At 74.4% G+C, this 18,128-nt stretch carries 13 protein-coding genes and 2 pseudogenes; 9 read left to right on the top strand and 6 right to left on the bottom strand.

Annotated features, from left to right (window positions below; all coding sequences use genetic code 11):
• Positions 1 to 420 precede the first annotated feature (420 nt).
• A pseudogene (locus tag ACIBMZ_RS18105) lies at positions 421 to 1,590 on the bottom strand (AAA family ATPase); the annotation flags it as partial.
• A 200-nt stretch (positions 1,591 to 1,790) separates the two neighbouring features.
• Here ACIBMZ_RS18105 and ACIBMZ_RS18100 point away from each other — a divergent pair.
• The 5 genes from ACIBMZ_RS18100 to ACIBMZ_RS18080 all read left to right on the top strand — a co-directional run bounded on the left by ACIBMZ_RS18100 (position 1,791) and on the right by ACIBMZ_RS18080 (position 10,081).
• Positions 1,791 to 4,676: a helix-turn-helix transcriptional regulator gene (locus tag ACIBMZ_RS18100; RefSeq protein ID WP_396695110.1), complete on the top strand. Its 2,886-nt coding sequence runs from the start codon at positions 1,791 to 1,793 to the stop codon at positions 4,674 to 4,676.
• Between the two features lie 82 nt (positions 4,677 to 4,758).
• Positions 4,759 to 5,529 (top strand): DUF5995 family protein, encoded by a 771-nt coding sequence (locus ACIBMZ_RS18095; RefSeq protein ID WP_396695108.1) that lies wholly within the window; start codon positions 4,759 to 4,761, stop codon positions 5,527 to 5,529.
• Between the two features lie 257 nt (positions 5,530 to 5,786).
• A complete protein-coding gene (locus tag ACIBMZ_RS18090; RefSeq protein ID WP_396695107.1) occupies positions 5,787 to 6,182 on the top strand; it encodes a hypothetical protein in 396 nt (131 codons plus the stop codon).
• 4 nt (positions 6,183 to 6,186) lie between these two features.
• A complete protein-coding gene (locus tag ACIBMZ_RS18085) occupies positions 6,187 to 8,280 on the top strand; it encodes an amino acid transporter (RefSeq protein WP_396695105.1) in 2,094 nt (697 codons plus the stop codon).
• Positions 8,281 to 8,452: 172 nt separating this feature from the next.
• Positions 8,453 to 10,081, top strand: coding sequence for a hypothetical protein (locus tag ACIBMZ_RS18080; RefSeq protein WP_396695103.1), 1,629 nt, complete (start codon positions 8,453 to 8,455; stop codon positions 10,079 to 10,081).
• 273 nt (positions 10,082 to 10,354) lie between these two features.
• Here ACIBMZ_RS18080 and ACIBMZ_RS18075 read toward each other — a convergent pair whose 3' ends face one another.
• The 5 genes from ACIBMZ_RS18075 to ACIBMZ_RS18055 all read right to left on the bottom strand — a co-directional run bounded on the left by ACIBMZ_RS18075 (position 10,355) and on the right by ACIBMZ_RS18055 (position 14,842).
• Entirely contained in the window at positions 10,355 to 10,561 is a 207-nt protein-coding gene (locus tag ACIBMZ_RS18075) for a hypothetical protein (protein ID WP_396695101.1), read from the bottom strand.
• A 225-nt stretch (positions 10,562 to 10,786) separates the two neighbouring features.
• Complete coding sequence (locus tag ACIBMZ_RS18070) at positions 10,787 to 11,974, bottom strand: hypothetical protein (RefSeq protein ID WP_396695099.1); 1,188 nt, start codon at positions 11,972 to 11,974, stop codon at positions 10,787 to 10,789.
• 219 nt (positions 11,975 to 12,193) lie between these two features.
• Positions 12,194 to 13,543 carry an FAD-dependent oxidoreductase gene (locus ACIBMZ_RS18065; RefSeq protein ID WP_396695097.1) on the bottom strand — a complete coding sequence of 450 codons (1,350 nt, stop codon included), beginning with the start codon at positions 13,541 to 13,543 and terminating at the stop codon, positions 12,194 to 12,196.
• Between the two features lie 14 nt (positions 13,544 to 13,557).
• Entirely contained in the window at positions 13,558 to 13,905 is a 348-nt protein-coding gene (locus ACIBMZ_RS18060) for a TcmI family type II polyketide cyclase (protein ID WP_396695095.1), read from the bottom strand.
• Positions 13,906 to 13,999: 94 nt separating this feature from the next.
• Positions 14,000 to 14,842, bottom strand: coding sequence for a BTAD domain-containing putative transcriptional regulator (locus ACIBMZ_RS18055; RefSeq protein ID WP_396695093.1), 843 nt, complete (start codon positions 14,840 to 14,842; stop codon positions 14,000 to 14,002).
• Between the two features lie 309 nt (positions 14,843 to 15,151).
• Here ACIBMZ_RS18055 and ACIBMZ_RS18050 point away from each other — a divergent pair, with 309 nt between their 5' ends.
• The 4 genes and pseudogenes from ACIBMZ_RS18050 to ACIBMZ_RS18035 all read left to right on the top strand — a co-directional run.
• Positions 15,152 to 15,478, top strand: coding sequence for a TcmI family type II polyketide cyclase (locus ACIBMZ_RS18050; protein ID WP_396695091.1), 327 nt, complete (start codon positions 15,152 to 15,154; stop codon positions 15,476 to 15,478).
• Complete coding sequence (locus tag ACIBMZ_RS18045; protein WP_396695089.1) at positions 15,475 to 17,127, top strand: carboxyl transferase domain-containing protein; 1,653 nt, start codon at positions 15,475 to 15,477, stop codon at positions 17,125 to 17,127. Before ACIBMZ_RS18050 ends, ACIBMZ_RS18045 begins: the two co-directional genes overlap by 4 nt.
• A complete protein-coding gene (gene accB / locus ACIBMZ_RS18040) occupies positions 17,124 to 17,876 on the top strand; it encodes an acetyl-CoA carboxylase biotin carboxyl carrier protein (RefSeq protein WP_396695087.1) in 753 nt (250 codons plus the stop codon). Before ACIBMZ_RS18045 ends, accB begins: the two co-directional genes overlap by 4 nt.
• 11 nt (positions 17,877 to 17,887) lie before the next feature.
• Positions 17,888 to 18,051, top strand: a pseudogene (locus tag ACIBMZ_RS18035) (biotin carboxylase N-terminal domain-containing protein); the annotation flags it as partial.
• Positions 18,052 to 18,128 lie beyond the last annotated feature (77 nt).

Genomic DNA, 18,128 nt, shown 5'->3' with positions numbered 1-18,128 from the left:
GAGCAGGCCCGCCCCGGTCAGCGTGCGCAGGGCCGTCTCCACCTGGGCGGCGGCCCAGCCGAGTGCGCGGGCCAGGTCCGCCACCGGGCAGCCGGCCGGCAGGGCGGCGACCGCCATCAGGGCGGCCCGCCGGGTGCCGTCGAGCCGGTCCAGTCGCGCTCCGGCGGCCCGCCGGATGCTCTCCGGCACCGGCAGCCGCGCCGGGTCCGCCCCGGCGAGCGACCGCACGTACGCCACCGCCCGTCCGGGGTTGCCGCCCACCAGCGGGATCAGCCGTCCCACCAGTGTGGCGGGCTGACCGGCCCGGCGCAGCAGCCGCCGCAGCAGTCGGCCGGTGGTCACCGTGTCGAGCGGGCGCAGCCGGACCCGGGCCGTGGGTCGGGTGGAGGCGACGCCCGCCCCGGTGCCGACCAGCACCAGCGGCAGGCCGTCCGCGGTGGCCAGGTCGACCAGGGCGTCCAGGTGACGGCGCAGCGCCGGGGCGGCCCGGTCCAGGTCGTCCACGGCCACCACCACCGGCTGTCGGCGGGCCAGCCCGAGCAGGACGTCCCGCCAGTGCATCGCCGCCCGGGCTCCGGCGGCCCCACCGGCGCCGGTGACCAGGTCGTCCACTGTGTCCAGTGCCGCCGTCAGGTGCGCGCCCGGCACCGACCCGCCCAGGGCGGCGGCCAGCCGGTCGCGGAGCCCGCCGGTGGTGGCGGGAGCACGGTTGCCGGCCAGCGTCCGCACCAGCTCCACGACGGGAGCCAGCGGCCCGTCCGGGTAGGGCGGGCAGGCGGTGAGGCACCACCGCACCGGCATCCCGTCCAGCGTCGGCGTGCTGCGGGCCAGCTCGCGCAGCAGCCGGCTCCGGCCGCTGCCCGACGGACCGGTCAGCCACAGCCGACGTACGCCGCGTCCGCGTACCGCCTCGGCGAGCTGTTCCCGTACGGCGGCCAGCTCCCGGTGCCGGCCGACCAGCGGGGGGTCGTGGCGCGGCGGCCGGGGCGCCACGGTGCCCACGGCGTGCCAGACGCCGACCGGCAGGGCCTTGCCGCTGACCGTGACCGCCGGCACCGGGCGCAGCGCGATCAGCCCGGCGACGGCCCGGTGGGTGGCCTCGCAGACCGCCACCCCGCCGTGCGGGGCGTGTCCCTGGAGGCGGGCGGCGAGGGTGAGCACCGCGCCGCTGGCCATACCGTGCCCGCCGTCACGCCCGGCGGCCAGATCCACCACCGCCTCGCCGGTCGCCACCCCGACGCGGACCCGCAGCCCGGGTGCGGCGGCCAGCGGCCGACGGTCCAGGTCCCGCTGGACCTCCAGCCCGGCCCGCACCGCCCGGTACGCCTCGAGGCCGTCCCCGGCCCGGGCGCCGAACAGCGCCATCACCGCGTCACCGACGTACTTCTCCACCACACCGTCCCAGCGCCGCAGCACCCGGGCTACGGTGCGGAAGTAGACGCGTTGCAGGGTGCGGACGTCCTCCGGGTCCAGTCGGTCGACCAGACGTGTCGACCCGACGATGTCGACGAAGAGGACGGTCACCGTCCGGCGTTCCTCGGCTACCGGCCAGCGCCGCTGCTGGCTCGGCTGACCTGCGACGATCGACATGGGCATCGAGATCGCACCTGCCTCTCCCCCCGTACGTGCCAACGATGTCCCGGAGACTGTCATCCCCGGTCCGACGGCGGATCGGCAGAACGACGTATGTCGGCCGAGCGCAACCTTCGGTCGCAATGTCGACGCGAGTGGGGGAGGGGCGGCGCGGCGGCGGTAGAACGGGGGCGGCGGCTGTGACTAGGCTGCGAGCCATGGCCAGCGACGTGGACACCACACCGCTCGTCGGTCGGGCCGACCTGGTGGCGACGGTACGCGCCGCGTTGCTCGACGACGTGGCGCCGGGAAACACGGCCGGGGTCTTCCTCACCGGCGAGAGCGGCGTGGGCAAGACCCGGCTGCTGCACGAGGTGGGCGGGCAGTTGAGCGCGGGTGGGGCGCTGGTGCTCACCGGGTCCTGTCTGGACATCGGCGACGCCTCGCCGCTGCATCCGTTGCGGCAGGCGCTGCGGCGTCTCGACGCCGACCTCCCGCCGGCTGCCACCGCGTCGGTGCGCGCGTTGCTCGGGGTGTTCGCCGAGGGCGCGACCGGGCCGGACGGTGCCGGGGCGCTGCTGGAGCGGGTCTCCCGGGGACTCGGCGTGATCGCCGGTGGTCGTCCGCTGGTGCTGGTGCTCGACGATCTCCAGTGGGTCGACCGGACCACCCGCCAGTTGCTGCTCTATCTGCTCGCCGGTCTGGGCGACCTGCAACTGTCGGTGCTGGCGGCGGTCCGGTCGGAGTCGTTGCAGGGGGCGCATCCGCTGCGGCGGGTGCTCACCGAGCTGCGTCGGCTCCGGTCGGTGCGGGTGCTGGACCTGGCGCCGCTGGACCGCGCCGCCACCGAGGAACTCGCCGCGGCGATCGTCCGGGCCCCGCTCGCGCCCGAGGCGGCCGACCGGCTGTGGCAACGCAGCGGCGGCAACCCGTTCGTGGTGGAGGAGCTGTCCCGGGATCTGCGCGACGGCCGTGACGACCTGTCCGACACGCTGCGGGAGGTGTTCCTGGCCCGGGTGGACGCGTTGCCGCAACCGGCGCACCAGGCCGTGCACGCGGTCGCCGCCGGAGTGGAGCCGGTCGAGCACCGGCTGCTCACCGAGGTGGTCGGGCTGCCGGAGCAGGACCTGCTCGTCGCGGTCAAGGCCGCCGTCGCGCACCGGCTGCTGGTCGGCTCCGAGGACGGCTACCGGCTGCGGCACCGGCTCGTCGCCGAGGTGCTGGAGGACGAGCTGCTGCCCGCCGAGCGCGCCCTGCTGCACCGGCGCTACGCCGAGGCGCTGACCGCCGCGCCGGGCGAGCTGCACCAGGCGCGGCTGGCGCACCACTGGCGGTTGGCCGGCGAACCGGAGCGGGCGTTGCCGGCCGCGGTGGCCGCCGCCGAGGAGGCCGAGCGGCTGTACGGCTACGCCGAGGCGCACCGGCACTGGTCGGTCGCGGTGGAACTGAGTCAGGGGCGGGCCGGGTTCGACCGGGCGACGCTGCTGGGTCAGGCCGCCGAGGCCGCGCACAAGAGCGGCGAGTACGCCCGGGCGCTGGCGCTGCTGGAGGAGTTGGCCGACACCGACACCGACCTGCCCGCCTGCGAGCTGCACATCCGGCGGGCGCGGTATCTGGCCGCCGCCGGACGGTCGGCGCTGGCCGAGGTGGAGTACCAGCAGGCGCTGGACACCGCCGACTGCACACCCCGCCAGCGGGCCGCCGCCGCCGCGCACCTGGCGGACCTGCTGGTGTACCTCGGCCGGTACGCCGACGCGGGCCAGCGGGCGCGGGAGGCGCTGGCCCTGGCGGAGCAGGTCGAGGGCGCCACCACGGAGGTGGTGCTGGCCAGCGCGGCGCTGGGGTTCTCCGAGGCGTACCTGGAGGATCCGGACGCCGGTCTGGCGGTGCTGCGGCGGGCGTTGGACACCGCCGAGCGGGCCGGTCGTCCGGAGGACGTGGCGCGCGCCTACCTGCACCTGGCCGAGCTGCTCACCGGGCCGCTGAACATCCTCGAGGAGGGGGTGGTGGTGGCCCGCCGGGGTGCCGAGCGGGTGGCCGAGCTGGGACTGGGGCGTGCCTACGAAACCCGGTTGTTGGCCATCGCCACCAACGGGCTGTTCCGGGTGGGGCAGTGGGCCGAGGCGGAGAAGGTCATCGCGGCGGCGCTGCGGCACCGCCCGTCCGGCGCGGACGCGGTGGAGCTGCTGCTGGCCCGGTGCAAGCTGTCGGTCGGGTACGGCGACGTCGAGGCCGCCGACCGGGACCTGGACGCGGCGGCCACCATGTTGGCCGGCGGCGGTGCCCGGCACGTCATCCCACTGCTCACCCTGCGCGCCGGTCTGGCGATGTGGCAGGGGCGGCACGACGTGGCCCGGCACGCGGTGCAGCGGGGCCTGACCGAGACCCGCTCCGACGACCTGGTGATCCTCGCCGTGCTGGTCTGGCACGGGCTGCGCGCCGAGGCCGAGGCGCACGCCAGCCGCACCGTCGCCGTCGACCAGAACGCGGTACGTCGGCTACGGGAGATCGCCGACCGGGTGGCCGGGCGCAGTGTTCCGGCGGCCCGGCCGGTGCGCGACGTGGTCGACGGCTACCTGGCACTCTGCGCGGCCGAGGTGAGCCGGCTCGACGACAGCGACCCGGAACTGTGGGCGCGGGCGGCGGCCGAGTGGGACCGCCGCAACCACCCGTACCCGGCGGCCTACGCGCGGCTGCGCCAGGCCGAGGCGCTGCTGGCCCGCCGCCGCCGTACGGCGACCGCCGGCCGACTGCTCCGGCAGGCGTACCAGGCGGCGCAGGGCCTCGGTGCGGTGCCGTTCACCGAGGAGATCCGTACCCTCGCCGGTCGGGCCCGGGTGGAGCTGGAGGAACGCGCCTCCGGTCAGGTCGAGCCGCCGCCCGGCGCCGGAGACGAGCTGGCCGCGTTGACCGCGCGGGAGCGCGAGGTGCTCGCCGCGGTGGCCGAGGGGCTGACCAACAAGGAGATCGGCCAGCGGCTGTTCATCAGCGAGCGGACCATCGGCGTGCACGTCTCGCACATCTTCGACAAGCTCCACGTACGTACCCGGGTGCAGGCGAGCGCCATCTTCCTGCGTAGCCGGGTGTCGGTGTCGGATACGTAGTTCTACTGATGTCGGCGGTGCCCCCGCCTGAAAGGCTGTGCCCGGCGTCGGAACGCGGCGCCGGGAGCAGCGAGGGGGCAGCGTGAGTGAACCGGTCTGGGGGCCAGTGCACCGGGACATCGTGGACCTGCTCGCCGATCACCCGGCCGACGTGCCCGCCGTCGTCGACCACCTGACCAAGCTCCAGGACATGCTGGTCCGGCTGCCACCGCTGCTGGAGAGCTGCCCGCTCGCCGACTTCAACAAGCTCTACCTCACCATCACCACGAGCGTGTTGGACGGCCTCTACGCCGACCGGTTCATCGACCCGGTCTTCCTGTCCCGGCTGGACGTCGAGTTCGCCGCCCGCTACTTCGACGCCCTGCGGATGTGGAGTGACGCCAGCCCCGGTACGCCGAAGGCGTGGGCCTGCCTGTTCGAGCGGATGCGCGGACCGGACGCCCGGCCGTTGCCGTCGGCGGCGGCCGGCGTCAACGCGCACATCAATTTCGACCTGCCGTTCGCGCTGGTCACCACGTTCGACTACCTGGAGTCGGAGCCGGTCGAGGGCAGCGACCAGCACCGCGACTACCTGGAGATCAACAAGATCTTCGCCGACAAGATCCCCGGCCTGCGCCGGGGCTACCTGGAGCAGTGGCAACTGCTCATCGACATGGTCAACGGCGACATCGACGACTGGTACCAGGGTGAGCTGATCGAGTACACCCGGGATGTCGCCTGGCGCAACGCACAACGGATCTGGCGATGCCGGCACGACCCGCATCGACACGAGCGCGAGCGCGCGCGGCTGGACCAGACGGCCGCCGCGCTCGGTCGGTTGCTGCTGTCGCCCCTCGGGGCATTCCTGCAGTAGCCGGGACGGGGGGTCCCCGCGCCTCGCCGCACGGCGGGGCACGGGGGCATCCGACCCGCCCGGGCGACGTCGCCCGGCATGTGAGCACGGGGGAAACAGGAGGCCGGCCGGCCCGGGGGGTGTCGGCCGGCCTTCGCGGGGTACGCGGCGCCCATGACCGCTGCCTTCCGGCGTCCCGCCGCACGGCCCCGCCCACGCCCCGCCGCCCCGCCTCGTCCGAGTCGACCGGGGGACCGGGTCGGCCGACGGGTCCGGGGATGACCACGCACCGCTTCCCGTTCCGGTTCGACCCGGTGCTGCGCCCCTTCCTGGCCCTGCTCGGGGTACGGCCCTCCACCGCCTGGGTAGGGGTCGACGGCGACACGTTGACGGTGCGGTTCGGGCCCTGGCGGCTGCGCACCGAGCGGGCGAACGTCGTGGACACCGCGCGCACCGGCCCGTACCGCTGGTGGCGGGTGGTCGGTCCGCGCCTGTCCGCCGCCGACCTCGGCGTCACCTTCGGCAGTTCCACCGCCGCCGGGCTCTGCGTCCGCTTCGCGCGACCGGTGCCGGCGCTGCTGCCGGGTGGCCGTCCGCGCCATCCCGGGCTGACGGTGACCGTCGACGACCCCGCCGCCCTGGCCCGCGCGCTGGCCGTACCGCCCGGCGGCTGACCGGATGGGGGACGGGACCAGAGCGCGACGGGGCCGGGACCGGCGTCGTCCGGCGTCCGGGACACCGGAGCCGTCGCTTCGCGCCGCGCGGGACCCCACCCGTCCCGGCGAACGGGCCGGGCGACGGGTCACCGTGCCCGACCGGGTCGCGGTACCGGCCGGACCGGCCCGACCGGAGAGCCGGCTGCGCCGGTGGCTGTTCGTGCACCAGGTGCAGCCGGTCGGCCCGGAGACGGCCGAGGGGCAGACCCGCTCGCACGCCTGGTGGCGGGTGATGTGCCTGACCGGCGTCGACTACTTCTCCACCCTGTCGTACCTGCCGGGCATCGCCGCGCTGGCCGCCGGGGCGCTCTCCCCGCTGGCGACGCTGCTGATCGTGGCGCTGACCCTGTTCGGCATGCTGCCGATGTACCGCCGGGTGGCCGGGGACAGCCCGCACGGCCAGGGGTCGGTGGCGATGCTGGAACGGCTGCTGCCGTTCTGGCGGGGCAAGATCTTCGTACTGGTGCTGCTCGGTTTCGTCGCCACCTCCTGGATCGTCACGATCACGCTCTCCTCGGCCGACGCCACGGTGCACATGCTGCAGAACCCGTACCTGCCGGAGGCGTTCGGGGGGACCGCGGTGGCGGTCACCGTCACCGTGGTGCTGCTGCTGATCCTCGGTGGGGTGTTTTTGCTCGGCTTCCGGGAGGCCGTCGCCGTGGCCGTGCCGCTGGTCGTGGTCTTCCTGGCGCTGAACGCGGTGATCGTCGTGGTGGCGCTGACCGACCTCGCCGCGGATCCCGCCCCGCTGGCGGACTGGACGGCGGCGCTGACCACGGACGGCGGCGGCCCGGGCGGCGTGGCGCTGACCGCGGCGCTGGCCTTCCCGCTGCTGGTGCTGGGGCTCTCCGGCTTCGAGACCGGGGTGAGCATGATGCCGCTGGTCGCCGGGGAGGGGCGGGACGCCGAGACCCGGCTGGCCGCGCGCATCCGCAACACCCGGCGACTGCTCACCGCCGCCGCGCTGATCATGTCGGTCTACCTGCTCTCCACCACCTTCGTGACCACGCTGCTCATCCCGCCCGAGCAGTTCGCGCCGGGCGGCGCGGCCAACGGGCGGGCCCTGGCCTACCTGGCCCACGAGCACGTCGGCGAGGCGTTCGGCACCGTCTACGACCTGAGCAGCGTGCTCATCCTCTGGTTCGCCGGCGCCTCGGCGATGGCCGGTCTGATCAACATCGTGCCGCGCTATCTGCCCTCCTACGGCATGGCGCCGGAGTGGGCGCGTGCGGTACGACCCGTGGTGATCGTCTACACGCTGGTCTGCATCGTGCTGACCGTCCTGTTCCGCGCCGACGTCGACGCGCAGGCCGGTGCGTACGCGACCGGGATCCTGGCGATGATGGTCTCCGCGTCGGTGGCGGTGGCCATCGCCGCAGCCGCCCGGCGCCAGCGCGTCGCCTCCGTCGGCTTCACCGTGCTCACCCTGGTGCTCGTGTACGCCCTCGTGGAGAACGTGATCGAGAAGCCGGACGGGATCGCGATCTCCGGTCTGTTCGTCCTCGGCATCATCGCCGTCTCGCTGGTCTCCCGGGTCAGCCGGACCACCGAGCTGCGGGCCGAGCGGGTCGAGTTCGACGAGGTGGCGCGGCGGTTCGTCGCCGACTCGGTGGCGCACGACGGCCGGTTGCACGTGATCGCCCACAAGCGGCGCAGCGGCGCGGTCAAGGAGTACACCATCAAGGAGCGCGCCCAGCGTGGGCTGAACCCGGTGCCGGGCGCGACCGACGTGCTGTTCCTGGAGATCGACGTGGAGGACCCGTCCGGGTTCCGGCACGTGTTGCGGGTGTGCGGCGTCGAGGTCGGCGGGTACCGGGTGCTGCGGGCCAGCAGTCCGGCCGCGCCCAACGCCATCGCCGCGATCCTGCTGGCGCTGCGCGACGCCACCGGGGTACGTCCGCACGCGCACTTCGAGTGGTCCGAGGGCAACCCGATCGCGCACCTGCTGCGGTACCTGATCCTGGGGCGGGGCGACACGCCGCCGGTGGTCCGGGAGATCCTGCGTAAGTCCGAGCCGGACCCGGCCCGGCGGCCGGGCATCCACGTCGGCGGATGAGTCGGGTCCCCTCTGACGCAATGTGAACGCGAGTGGCGTACTTATTCACGTATGCCGGATTTGGGTTCTTGATCCTCGTACGGTGACCTCTGGTGGCGGAGGCGACGTCCGCCACCCCGCGCCCGATTTCGGCGCGGCCGTGTCTTCGCATGCACGAGAGGCAGGAACCTTGATGTCCACCTACCAAGGCAGCCCCGGGTCGCGCCGACCCGGACGGCGGTCCCGCTGGCTGCTGGCCGGCTCTCTGGTGGCGGGAACTCTGGTGGTCGGAGCGGCGGGCGTGACCGCCGTCGCCTCGACCACCGAGAACCGCACACCGGCCCCGAGCCCGGGCCACGCCGCCGCGATGTACTCCGACGTCCCCGGCGGTGCGGACGCCGGTCCCGGCCAGGACCAGCAGCGCCCGGACCAGCAGGGCCCGGACCGGCAGCGCCCGGAGTGGCGGCACGACGGCGGCGACCCGGACGGCTCGTGGGGCGGCCGTCGCGACGGCTCCGCCTCCGGACGGGGCGACGACGCGTCCGCCGACCGGCTCCCGGCCCGCAACGGTCGCCCCCCGCAGGGCGAGGCGATCCGGGTGCCGTGCGACTCCGCCCGACTCATCGCGGCGCTGGTCCGCGCCAACGCCGAGGGCGGTGCGACGCTGCGCCTGGCCGAGAAGTGCACCTACACCCTGACCCACGCCTTCGCGCAGGTCGACGAGTACGACGGTGGCATCCGCGACGCGCGGGAGGCCGCGGACGCCGCCGAGACCCCGGGCGACGCCGAGGCGCCGCCCCGCAACCCGGCCGACGACACGGCCGGACTGCCGGTCATCTACCACGGGATCACCATCGAGGGCTCCGGCGCCTCCATCGTGCGCGCCGCCGACGCCGAGGAGTTCCGCTTCTTCACCGTCCGGGACGGCGGTGAGCTGACCCTGCGCGACGTGACCCTGCGCAACGGCCGGTCGAAGGCGGAGGGCGGCAGCCTCTTCGTGGTGCACGGCGCGACCGCGGTGGTCGAGGGGGTCACCGTCGTGAACAGCACCTCCCTGTCCGCCGAGGGCGGCGGCGGTGGGATCTTCAACGACGGCAACCTCCAGATCAGCGACAGCCGGCTGATCGGCAACCGGGCCGCCGGTGCCCAGGGCAAGGGTGGGGGCCTGCTCAACGGTGGTGTGATGACCATGCACCGCACCGAGTTCCGGCACAACAGCGCGGTCAGCTACGGCGGTGGCCTGGCCAACTTCCGGGCCGCCGGTGACGTGTACTCCTCCACCTTCGTGCAGAACAACGCCGGGCAGGGCGGTGGCCTGGCCAGCTTCTCCGCGCGTACCAAGGTCTTCGACAGCGCGGTGATCGGCAACAGCGCCCAGACCGGCGGCGGCCTGGCCAACTCGGACGCGGTGCTGGTCCTGCGCCAGATGACGATCCGGGACAACCTGGCCGCGGTGGCCGGTGGTGGCATCTCCACCGTCCAGGGCCTGCTGCCGCTGGACGACAGCGTGGTCCAGGACAACACCACCCGGGGCAACGGCGGCGGCATCTACGCCGAGAAGTCCAACCTGCAGGTGCGCGGCAGCGGCGTGCAGGACAACGCGGCGGTCGGACCACGGTCGCGGGGCGCCGGCCTGTTCGTCACCGCCGGCACCGCCTCGCTCTACCGCAGCCAGGTGACCGGCAACCGGGCGACCGTGAAGGCCGGCGGCGCACAGGTCGAGCGGGCCCAGCTCAAGATCGATGATGACTCCGTCGTCATCGAGAACAGCCCCACCAACTGCGAGGGAAGCCGTCCGCCGGTGGCGCACTGCTTCCGCTGATCCACTCGTACGCCCGGCCCTCCGCCACCCGGTCCTCGTGACCACGGCGGAGGGCCGGATCCGTCCGCCCCGGCACCTCCGCTCCGGCCCGGGGACCGCCGCCTTCTTCGCAAGATCATGCTCGATCCGTGATCGAGTGGCCTCGTGGCGTGACGCCAGCCACTCGATCCCGGATCGAGCGTGATCTTCGGGCGGTACGCCGACGGGTGACGTCGGGTGGCACCGGGCGCTGGGGGCGCCGGGTGTGCGTCACCCGGCACCACCCGGGAAACGTCACTGCGAGGGCTGCGGCAGTTCACACTCGATCTGCGGGTTGGCGCCGACGTAGTTCAGCGGCCCGGCGACGATGGTCACCAGTATGGTGCCCAACTCGGCACAGTTGGTCTCCTCGTTGTCGTAGTAGCCGCGCTGGCCGGCGGCGACCGCGCCGATGATGAGCCAGATCACGACCAGGACTCCGAATATCGACGTGCCACGCATGGCTTCCTCCACGGTCCGGTGGGTTGCACGGTGCCGGGCCTTGTACCCAGACGGACCGAACGGCCAAACGGAGGTCGGCGTGGCTCCGGCGACGACCAGGTCTGCGGCGACTCTGACCCGTAGCAGGGCCACCGGGCGTACCCGCCGTGACCGCAACGAGACGGGCCGCCGACCCGGGGACGGTCCGAAGACCCGTCCGCGTCGGCGGCCCGTTGGGGCGATCGGTCAGTCGGTGCCGCCGGCCGCCAGCACCTTCGCCTGCTGCGGCCAGGTGACCAGGCTCGCGGTGGCGCGGAGCCCGGCACTCTTGATGACCTCCCGCAGCGCGGCCTCGTCCAGCTCGGCCAACTGCCGGTACGTGAGGATGCCCGCGCCCTGCAGCGCGGCTGCCATCTTCGGCCCGACGCCCTGGATCCGCCGGAAGTCGTCCGCGGCCCCGGCGGACGCGGCCCCGGCGGACGCGGCCCCGGCGGACGCGGCCCCGGCGGACGCGGCCCCGGCGGACGCGGCCCCGGCGGACGCGGCCACTGCCGACGCGGCCCCGGCGGCCACCGGCTCGGCGGCGGGCTCGGCAGTGGGTCCGGTGGCGACGGGCGACGCTACGGGCTCGGTGGTGGCCGACTCGCTGGCGACGGGCGACACCGCCGTCTCGGTGGTGGCCGCCGCCGTGGGGTCGGCGGCCGAAGTGGGCCGGACCGGTGGAGTGGCGACGGCGGGCCGCGTCGCGGAGTCGGTCTCGGGTGCGTCGAGGACGGACACCGGCTCCGGCGTGATGCTGTCGGCGGGCAGGGTGACCGGCGCGGTGACCGGGTCCGAGCTGGCCGGCTCCGAGGTGACCGACTCGGTGACGGCCGGGTCCGGGGTGGTCGACTCGGTGGCGGCCGATGCGGCGGACACCGCCGGGGCGGGCTCGGGCTTGCCGGTCGCCGTCGCGTCGACGGTCGGGGCGGTGGCGACGTCCTCGACCGAGGTGGCGTCGGTGCCCGCCGTCGCGTCGATCGCCGGCTGGGCGGTGGCCGGCTCGGCGTCCACCGCGGGCGCGGTCTCGACGGCGTCCACCGTAGGCCCGGTCTCGACGGGGGCGGGCGTCGCCTCGGTGCCGGCAGCGGCGGGTTCGACAGCGGCAGAGGTCTCTGCGACGGACGACGCCGCCTCGGTCTCGCCAGCCGCAGAACTCTCGACGGCGGCCGGGGCCGGCTCCGCGATGACGGCGGCGGGGGTCGGTTCGGTCTCGACGGCGGCCGGGGTCGGCTCGCTGACGGTGGCGGCCGGGGTCGGCTCGCTGGTGGTGGCGCTCGCGGTGGTCGACGCGGGAGGTTCGCCCCGTCGGCCGCGCAGCAGCACCCAGCCCACCGCCAGACCCGCCAGCAGCGCCACGAGCAGTATCAGCCAGCTCCCGAAGGAGTCGCCCACGGTAAACCTCCCTGAAGTCCTACGTCCGAATCGTCGCGAAAAAAGCTCGCCGCAGCTTCGCACACGTGGGGCCGGGGCAACAGGCAGGCCATGTAACAGTCCGTACTCGCGGGACGGGGCTCACCGCAGGTGTCCGACGCGGGACGGACGGTGTGGACACGGCGGGTACGCGCCGGCCCCCGGCACGGGTCGCCGTGCCGGGGGCCGGATCGGGACGGGTCAGTCCTCCTCGCCGCGATAGGTGTAGAAGTCGTCGACGAACTTGCGCCGTAACGGGGGTACCCGGCTGGTGACCCGGAAGTACCCGCGTGCGCCGAGCAGTGCGAGTCGGCCGAACACCGGTTTGTACATCCGGTCGTCGCCGTTGGTACCGCTGCGGTTCAGTGAGTCGGCCACCCGGGCGAAGCCGTACGGCAGCATCGCCGCCTCGTAGTCGGCAACCGCCTGCACCAGCGTCTTCTCGCCGGTCACGGCCTGCACCAGGTGCCCGCGCAGCAGGTTGGCGTCGCGCAACGCGGTGTTGGCACCGACGCCCCGGCCCGGTGTCATGGTGTGGATCGCGTCGCCGAGCAGCGTGACGGTGCTGCTCTTCCACGGCGGCACCGGTTCCGATGTGGACACCCGGATCGGCAGCGCGCTGTCCGGGTCGGCACGGTTGAGCAGTTCACGCAGGGTCGGGTGCCAGTTGGCGGTCAACTCCAGCGCCACCTGGACGAGGTCGCCGCCCCGGCGTTGCAGCACGTCCGCCGGGAAGCGCCGCGCGGTGCTCCACACCACCAGGTTGATGTTGTCGCGGGTCGGGTCGTGCCGCAGACCGGGCCAGTCGGCCAGCAGGGCCGCGTCGGCGGGGGAGACGTCGGACTTGAGTCGCCCGGCACCGTCCCACTTGAACTCCATCACGTGCAGGACGCCCATCACGCCACCGGTGCCGAAGATCAGCGAGATGCCACGCCGGACGGTCTCCGGCAGCAGTCCCCGGGTGTGTGCGGTGAGCGGGATCCGGGTGGCGATGTTGACGGTGCCGGCGTCCCGGACGGCGGCGTGCGGCAGGTACTGCCGGCGGACCGCGGAGTGCGTGCCGTCCGCCGCCACCAGCAGGTCGCCGACGGCGCTGGTGCCGTCGGCGAAGTGTGCGGTGACCGTACCGTCGTCGTGCTGGTCGTAGTGGGTGAAGGTGCGGTCGAAGTGGACCACGTCCTCCATGCCGGTCAACAGCACCTGACGCAGCGTCATCCGGGCCACCGACCGTTCGGTGTCCACCGGGTCGGTGTCCGGCCGCAGCGGGAACGACGCGGTGTGCCGCATCCGCTGGGTCAGCACGTTGAAGTAGCGGGGTGAACGGGCGCAGGTGGCCAGGTAGATCCGGAACAGTTCCGGCGGCAGGCAGTCGCGCAGCGCCCGGCTGCCGGTGGGCCCGATGCCCACCCGGTAACCGAGCAGGCCGTCGGCCCGGGTCCGGTGCCGCTCGTACACGGCGACGCTGATCCCGGCCCGGCGTAGCCCGTGTGCCAGGCAGAGACCGCCGGTGCCCGCGCCGATGACCAGGACGTGCGGTGCTCGGGTGGACATCAGCCGACCACCGGTCAGCCGGCCACGCGCGGTGCGGGGACGTCCGCGGCGTCCCAGCGGTAGAAGCAACTGGCGATCGCGTCGCGGGGCGAGCGCCAGGTCGGCAGGTACGGCGAGGTGTGCGCGGAGAGCCGCTCGTTGACCTCGCGGTAGAGCGGGTGGTTGCGGGCCGCCGCGAGGGCGTCCGCGCCGACGTCGTCGGTCTCCATCAGGTGTACGCACAGGTCGTGCAGGCAGTACAGGGACCGGTGGCGGACCCCGGTCAGGTTGGGCAGTTCGGTCGCGTCGGACTCGGCGAATATCTGCGCCACCCGTCCCTCCGCGCCCGGGATGATCCTGTTCACGATCACTAGACGGCTCATCGGACCCCTCTCACCGGTGTTCCCGCCCGGACGTCTCGCCGGGCCACGGACGGCTGTCCGGTGTCACCCTGTCCGGTGGACTGTCACCTGCCCGTCAACGCGACCGGTCGGGCCGGTGACGCGACCGGTGGGTCAGCGGGTCCGCGAACCGCGCACGGCCGCCGGGGTGGTGGGCCTCGGCGGGTACCCGGGTGGCCCGGCGGATCGGCTCCAGCGTCTCGTCGAGCAGTGCGCTCATCGCCGGGGACGGCTCCAGGCGCAGCTCCCGCAGCAGCAGGTCACGGTAGACGTAGAAGGCGTGCACCGCCTCGAAGGCGTTGCCCTCGGCGAGATGGATGCGGACCACCAGCCGGTGCGGCGTCTCGCGTAGCGGTTCGGCGGCCATCGCCTCCAGTGCCGCCTCCAGGGCCTCACCGTGCCGCCCGGCGGCCAGGTGCTGGGCGGCGACCTGTTCCAGCATGTGCAGCCGGAGCTGGCGCAGCCGCTCCCGGTCGGTCAGTACCCAGTCCTCGTACCAGCCGGGCAGCAGGTCGTGCCGCCCGGCGGCGAGCGCCTCGGTGGCGTCCTCGGGCGCCTGCCCGTCGCGTACCCGGGCGGCGGTCTGGACCAGCCGGTCGACGTCGACCCGGACCAGCGGGTCGAGCCGGATGGTGTCGGCGGTGGTGGTCAACGGGCAGTACGGGTCCTGCCGGAGTCGCCACAGCGCGGTGCGCAACGAGGAGAGCGCCCGGTCCTCGCCGGCCTCCGGCCAGAGCAGACCGGCCAGGTGGGCGCGGGTCGCGTCGGGTCGGAGCCCGATCAGCGCGATGACGCGTTGCAGTCCCCGGGGCACCACCACCGGGGCGGCGCCGTGGGTGAGCCGGAACCCGCCCAGCAGGTGCAGCCGTACGTCGTTCGGGTGCTCGCCGGTGGTCGGCGCGGATGGTTCGGCGGCCACGGCGGTACCCCCTGCGGGACGGGTCGGTTCCGTCGTGAAGATTATCAATAGCGGTTACTCTGAGTCAACGCTGATGTCGGCACAGTAACTTTGCCGTCTTCATGAAGCCGCCTCTGAACTGCACACTTGCGATGATCATGGACTTCGGCGGCGCACAGGTGGGGCACAGCGTGCGTCAACGGAACGTCACCAACTGTCCCGGTGAACCGAGGTTCCGGTGACGCCCGCGTGACGCGCGGCGGCGCATCGTGGCCGCAGTCGTCCGGGCACCCGGTGGTGTCACCACCGGCCCATGGGGGGAGGTCCAGCATGGACCGCACGCTGATCGTCGCGAAGGTGGACCCGGCCGCCGAGGCCACCGTCGCCGAGATCTTCGCCGAGTCCGACACCACCGAACTGCCCCGGCTGGTCGGTGTGCGGCACCGGTCGCTGTACCGGCTCGGCGACCTGTACGTGCACCTGCTGGAGACCGAGTCGCCCGGCGACGAGGCGGTCGCCGCCGTCCGGGACCACCCCGAGTTCCAGCGGGTCAGCGCCCGGCTGAGTCCGTACGTGTCGCCGTACCTGCCGACCTGGCGGTCCCCGCGCGACGCGATGGCCCGCTGCTTCTACCACTTCGACGGGCCCGGGTCGTGACCGCCACCGCGCCGGCCGACGGGACGCTCTGGTCCCGCTGCGGCGGCTGCGCCACCCTGCTGTACCGCAAGCGGCTGCGGCGCAACCTCGACGTCTGCCCGGAGTGCGGGCGGCACGCCCGGCTCGCCGCACCCGAGCGGGTACGCCAACTGGTCGACCCGGCGTCCTTCCAGCCCCTGCCGGACCGCGCAGTCGAGGTGGACCCGATCGGCTTCGTCGACGTGCTGCCGTACCCGCACCGGCTCACCGCCGCCCGCGCCGACACCGGTCTCGCCGAGGCGGTGCTCTGCGGCACCGCCACCGTCGGCCGGTACCGGTGCGCGCTCGCCGTGATGGACTTCCGCTTCCTCGGCGGCAGTCTCGGCTGCGCGGTCGGTGAACTGATCACCCGGACCGCCGAGGAGGCGCTGGCGGCCGGCGTCCCCCTGGTCCTGGTCACCGCCTCCGGCGGGGCCCGGATGCAGGAGGGTGCCCTGTCGCTGATGCAGATGGCCACCGTCAGCCAGGCGATCGCCGCGCTGCGGGAGGCCGGGCTGCTCACCGTCAGCGTGCTCACCGACCCGACGTACGGGGGAGTCGCCGCCTCGTTCGCCACCTGCACCGACCTGGTGGTCGCCGAGAGCGGCGCCCGGATGGGCTTCGCCGGCCCCCGGGTGATCCGCCAGGTCACCGGACGGAACCTGCCGGAGGGCTTCCAGACCGCCGAGTTCCTGCTGCGGCACGGCCAGGTCGACATGGTGGTGCCCCGGCACGCGCTGCGCGCCCGGCTGACGACGCTGCTCGCCGCCGCGGCCGGTGGGCGTCGACCCGGCGTCGCGCCCACCTCGTCGCGCCCCGCCGGCCCGGCCACGGCACCGGAGCCGACGACCCGGGACGCCTGGGCGACGGTACGACTGGCCCGGCACCCCGGCCGTCCGACCACGCTCGACTACCTGGAGACGGCCTTCGACGGGTTCACCGAACTGCACGGCGACCGACTCGGCGGCGACTGTCCGGCGGTGGTGGGTGGACTGGCCCGGCTCGACGGTCGGCACCTGATGGTGATCGGGCACCAGAAGGGACACAGCAGCGCCGAACTGGTGGCCCGCAACTTCGGCATGGCCAGCCCCGCCGGGCACCGCAAGGCGCTGCGGCTGATGCGGCTCGCCGCCCGGCTCGGTCTGCCGGTGGTGACCCTGGTGGACACCCCGGGCGCGGACCCCGGGATCGCCGCCGAGGAGCACGGCCAGGCCGCTGCGATCGCGGAGAACATCCTGACCATGAGCGTGCTGCCCACCCCGGTCGTCACCGTGGTCACCGGCGAGGGCGGCAGCGGCGGCGCGCTCGCCCTCGCGGTCGCCGACCGGGTGCTGATGCTCCAGCACGCGGTCTACTCGGTGATCAGCCCGGAGGGGTGCGCCGCGATCCTGTGGCCGGGCCGGACCGCCGCGCCGCAGGCGGCCCGGGCACTGAAGCTGACCGCTCCGGACCTGGTACGGCTCGGCATCGCCGACGACCCGGCGGCGGCGGGCCAGGCGGTCCGCGAGGCGGTGCTGGCGAACCTGCTGCCGCTGTTGGAGCTGCCGGTCGCCACGCTGGTGCAGCGTCGCCGACGCCGGTTCCGCCGGTTCGGCGCGGCCCGGACCGACCTGCGGGCGGGTGCCCGGTGAGCGCCACGGGCGGCGCCGCGCCCGCCGTCGCCGGTGCGCCGACGGTCCGGCCGCCGATACCGGGCGGCCCGGACGGCGGCATGCCCGGGTCCGGTGTCGCGGCAGCGGCCGGTCCGCAGCCGGTGCCCGCCCCGACGCCGAGGGGCGAGCGCGCCCCGGAGGTCACCTGCCCGCCACCCGCACCCGACGCGTCCGGCGAGACGGTCCCGCACCGATCGGGCCCGGCCGTGGCGCGCGACGAGGCGGACACCGAGGCGGCACTGACCGGCTTGCGTCGACACGTCGCCCAGCTCGTCGCCGAGCTGCCCGGTCCGTTGCGCCGCCTCAGGTTGCGCGACGGCGGGACCGAGCTTGAGGTGGAATGGCAGCACGAGGCCGGATCCGGCCCGGCCTCCGCACCCGGCACGTCGGGCGTGTTCATTCCGTCGGGCGGACCGCCCGCGTCGCCCGCGCCCACCGCGCTGGCCGGTGTGGTCGGAGCCGGTGCGCCGCCGGTGCCGCCGATCCCTCGCAGCGCGGTGCGCTCGCCGATGGTCGGCACCTTCTACCGGGCGCCGGAGCCCGGGGCCGCGCCCTTCGTGGCCGTCGGCGACCTGGTCCGCCCCGGACAGGTGGTCGGCATCGTCGAGGCGATGAAGCTGATGAACGAGATCACCGCCGACCGGGCCGGCCGGGTGACCGAGGTGCTGGTCGCCGACGGCCAGCCGGTGGAGTACGACCAGCCGCTGGTCGCCCTGGACCCGGCCTGAGGTGGTGGACCGTGTTCGAGAAGGTGCTCATCGCCAACCGGGGCGAGATCGCGCTGCGCATCCTGCGGGCCTGCCGTGAGCTGGGCATCCGTACCGCCGTGGTCTACTCGACCGCGGACGCCGACTCGGCCGCGGTGCGGCTGGCCGACGAGGCCGTCCGGGAGGCCCCGCGGGCCCCCCCCCCCGCCCCCACCACCCCCCCCCCCGGGGGGGGGGGGGCCCCCAAGTCGGGGCGCCGGGCGGGGCCCCCCG

The organism is Micromonospora sp. NPDC049900, assembly GCF_044461025.1.
Classification (GTDB): Bacteria; Actinomycetota; Actinomycetes; order Mycobacteriales; family Micromonosporaceae; genus Micromonospora.
This window is presented reverse-complemented; position numbering and strand designations above follow the sequence as displayed.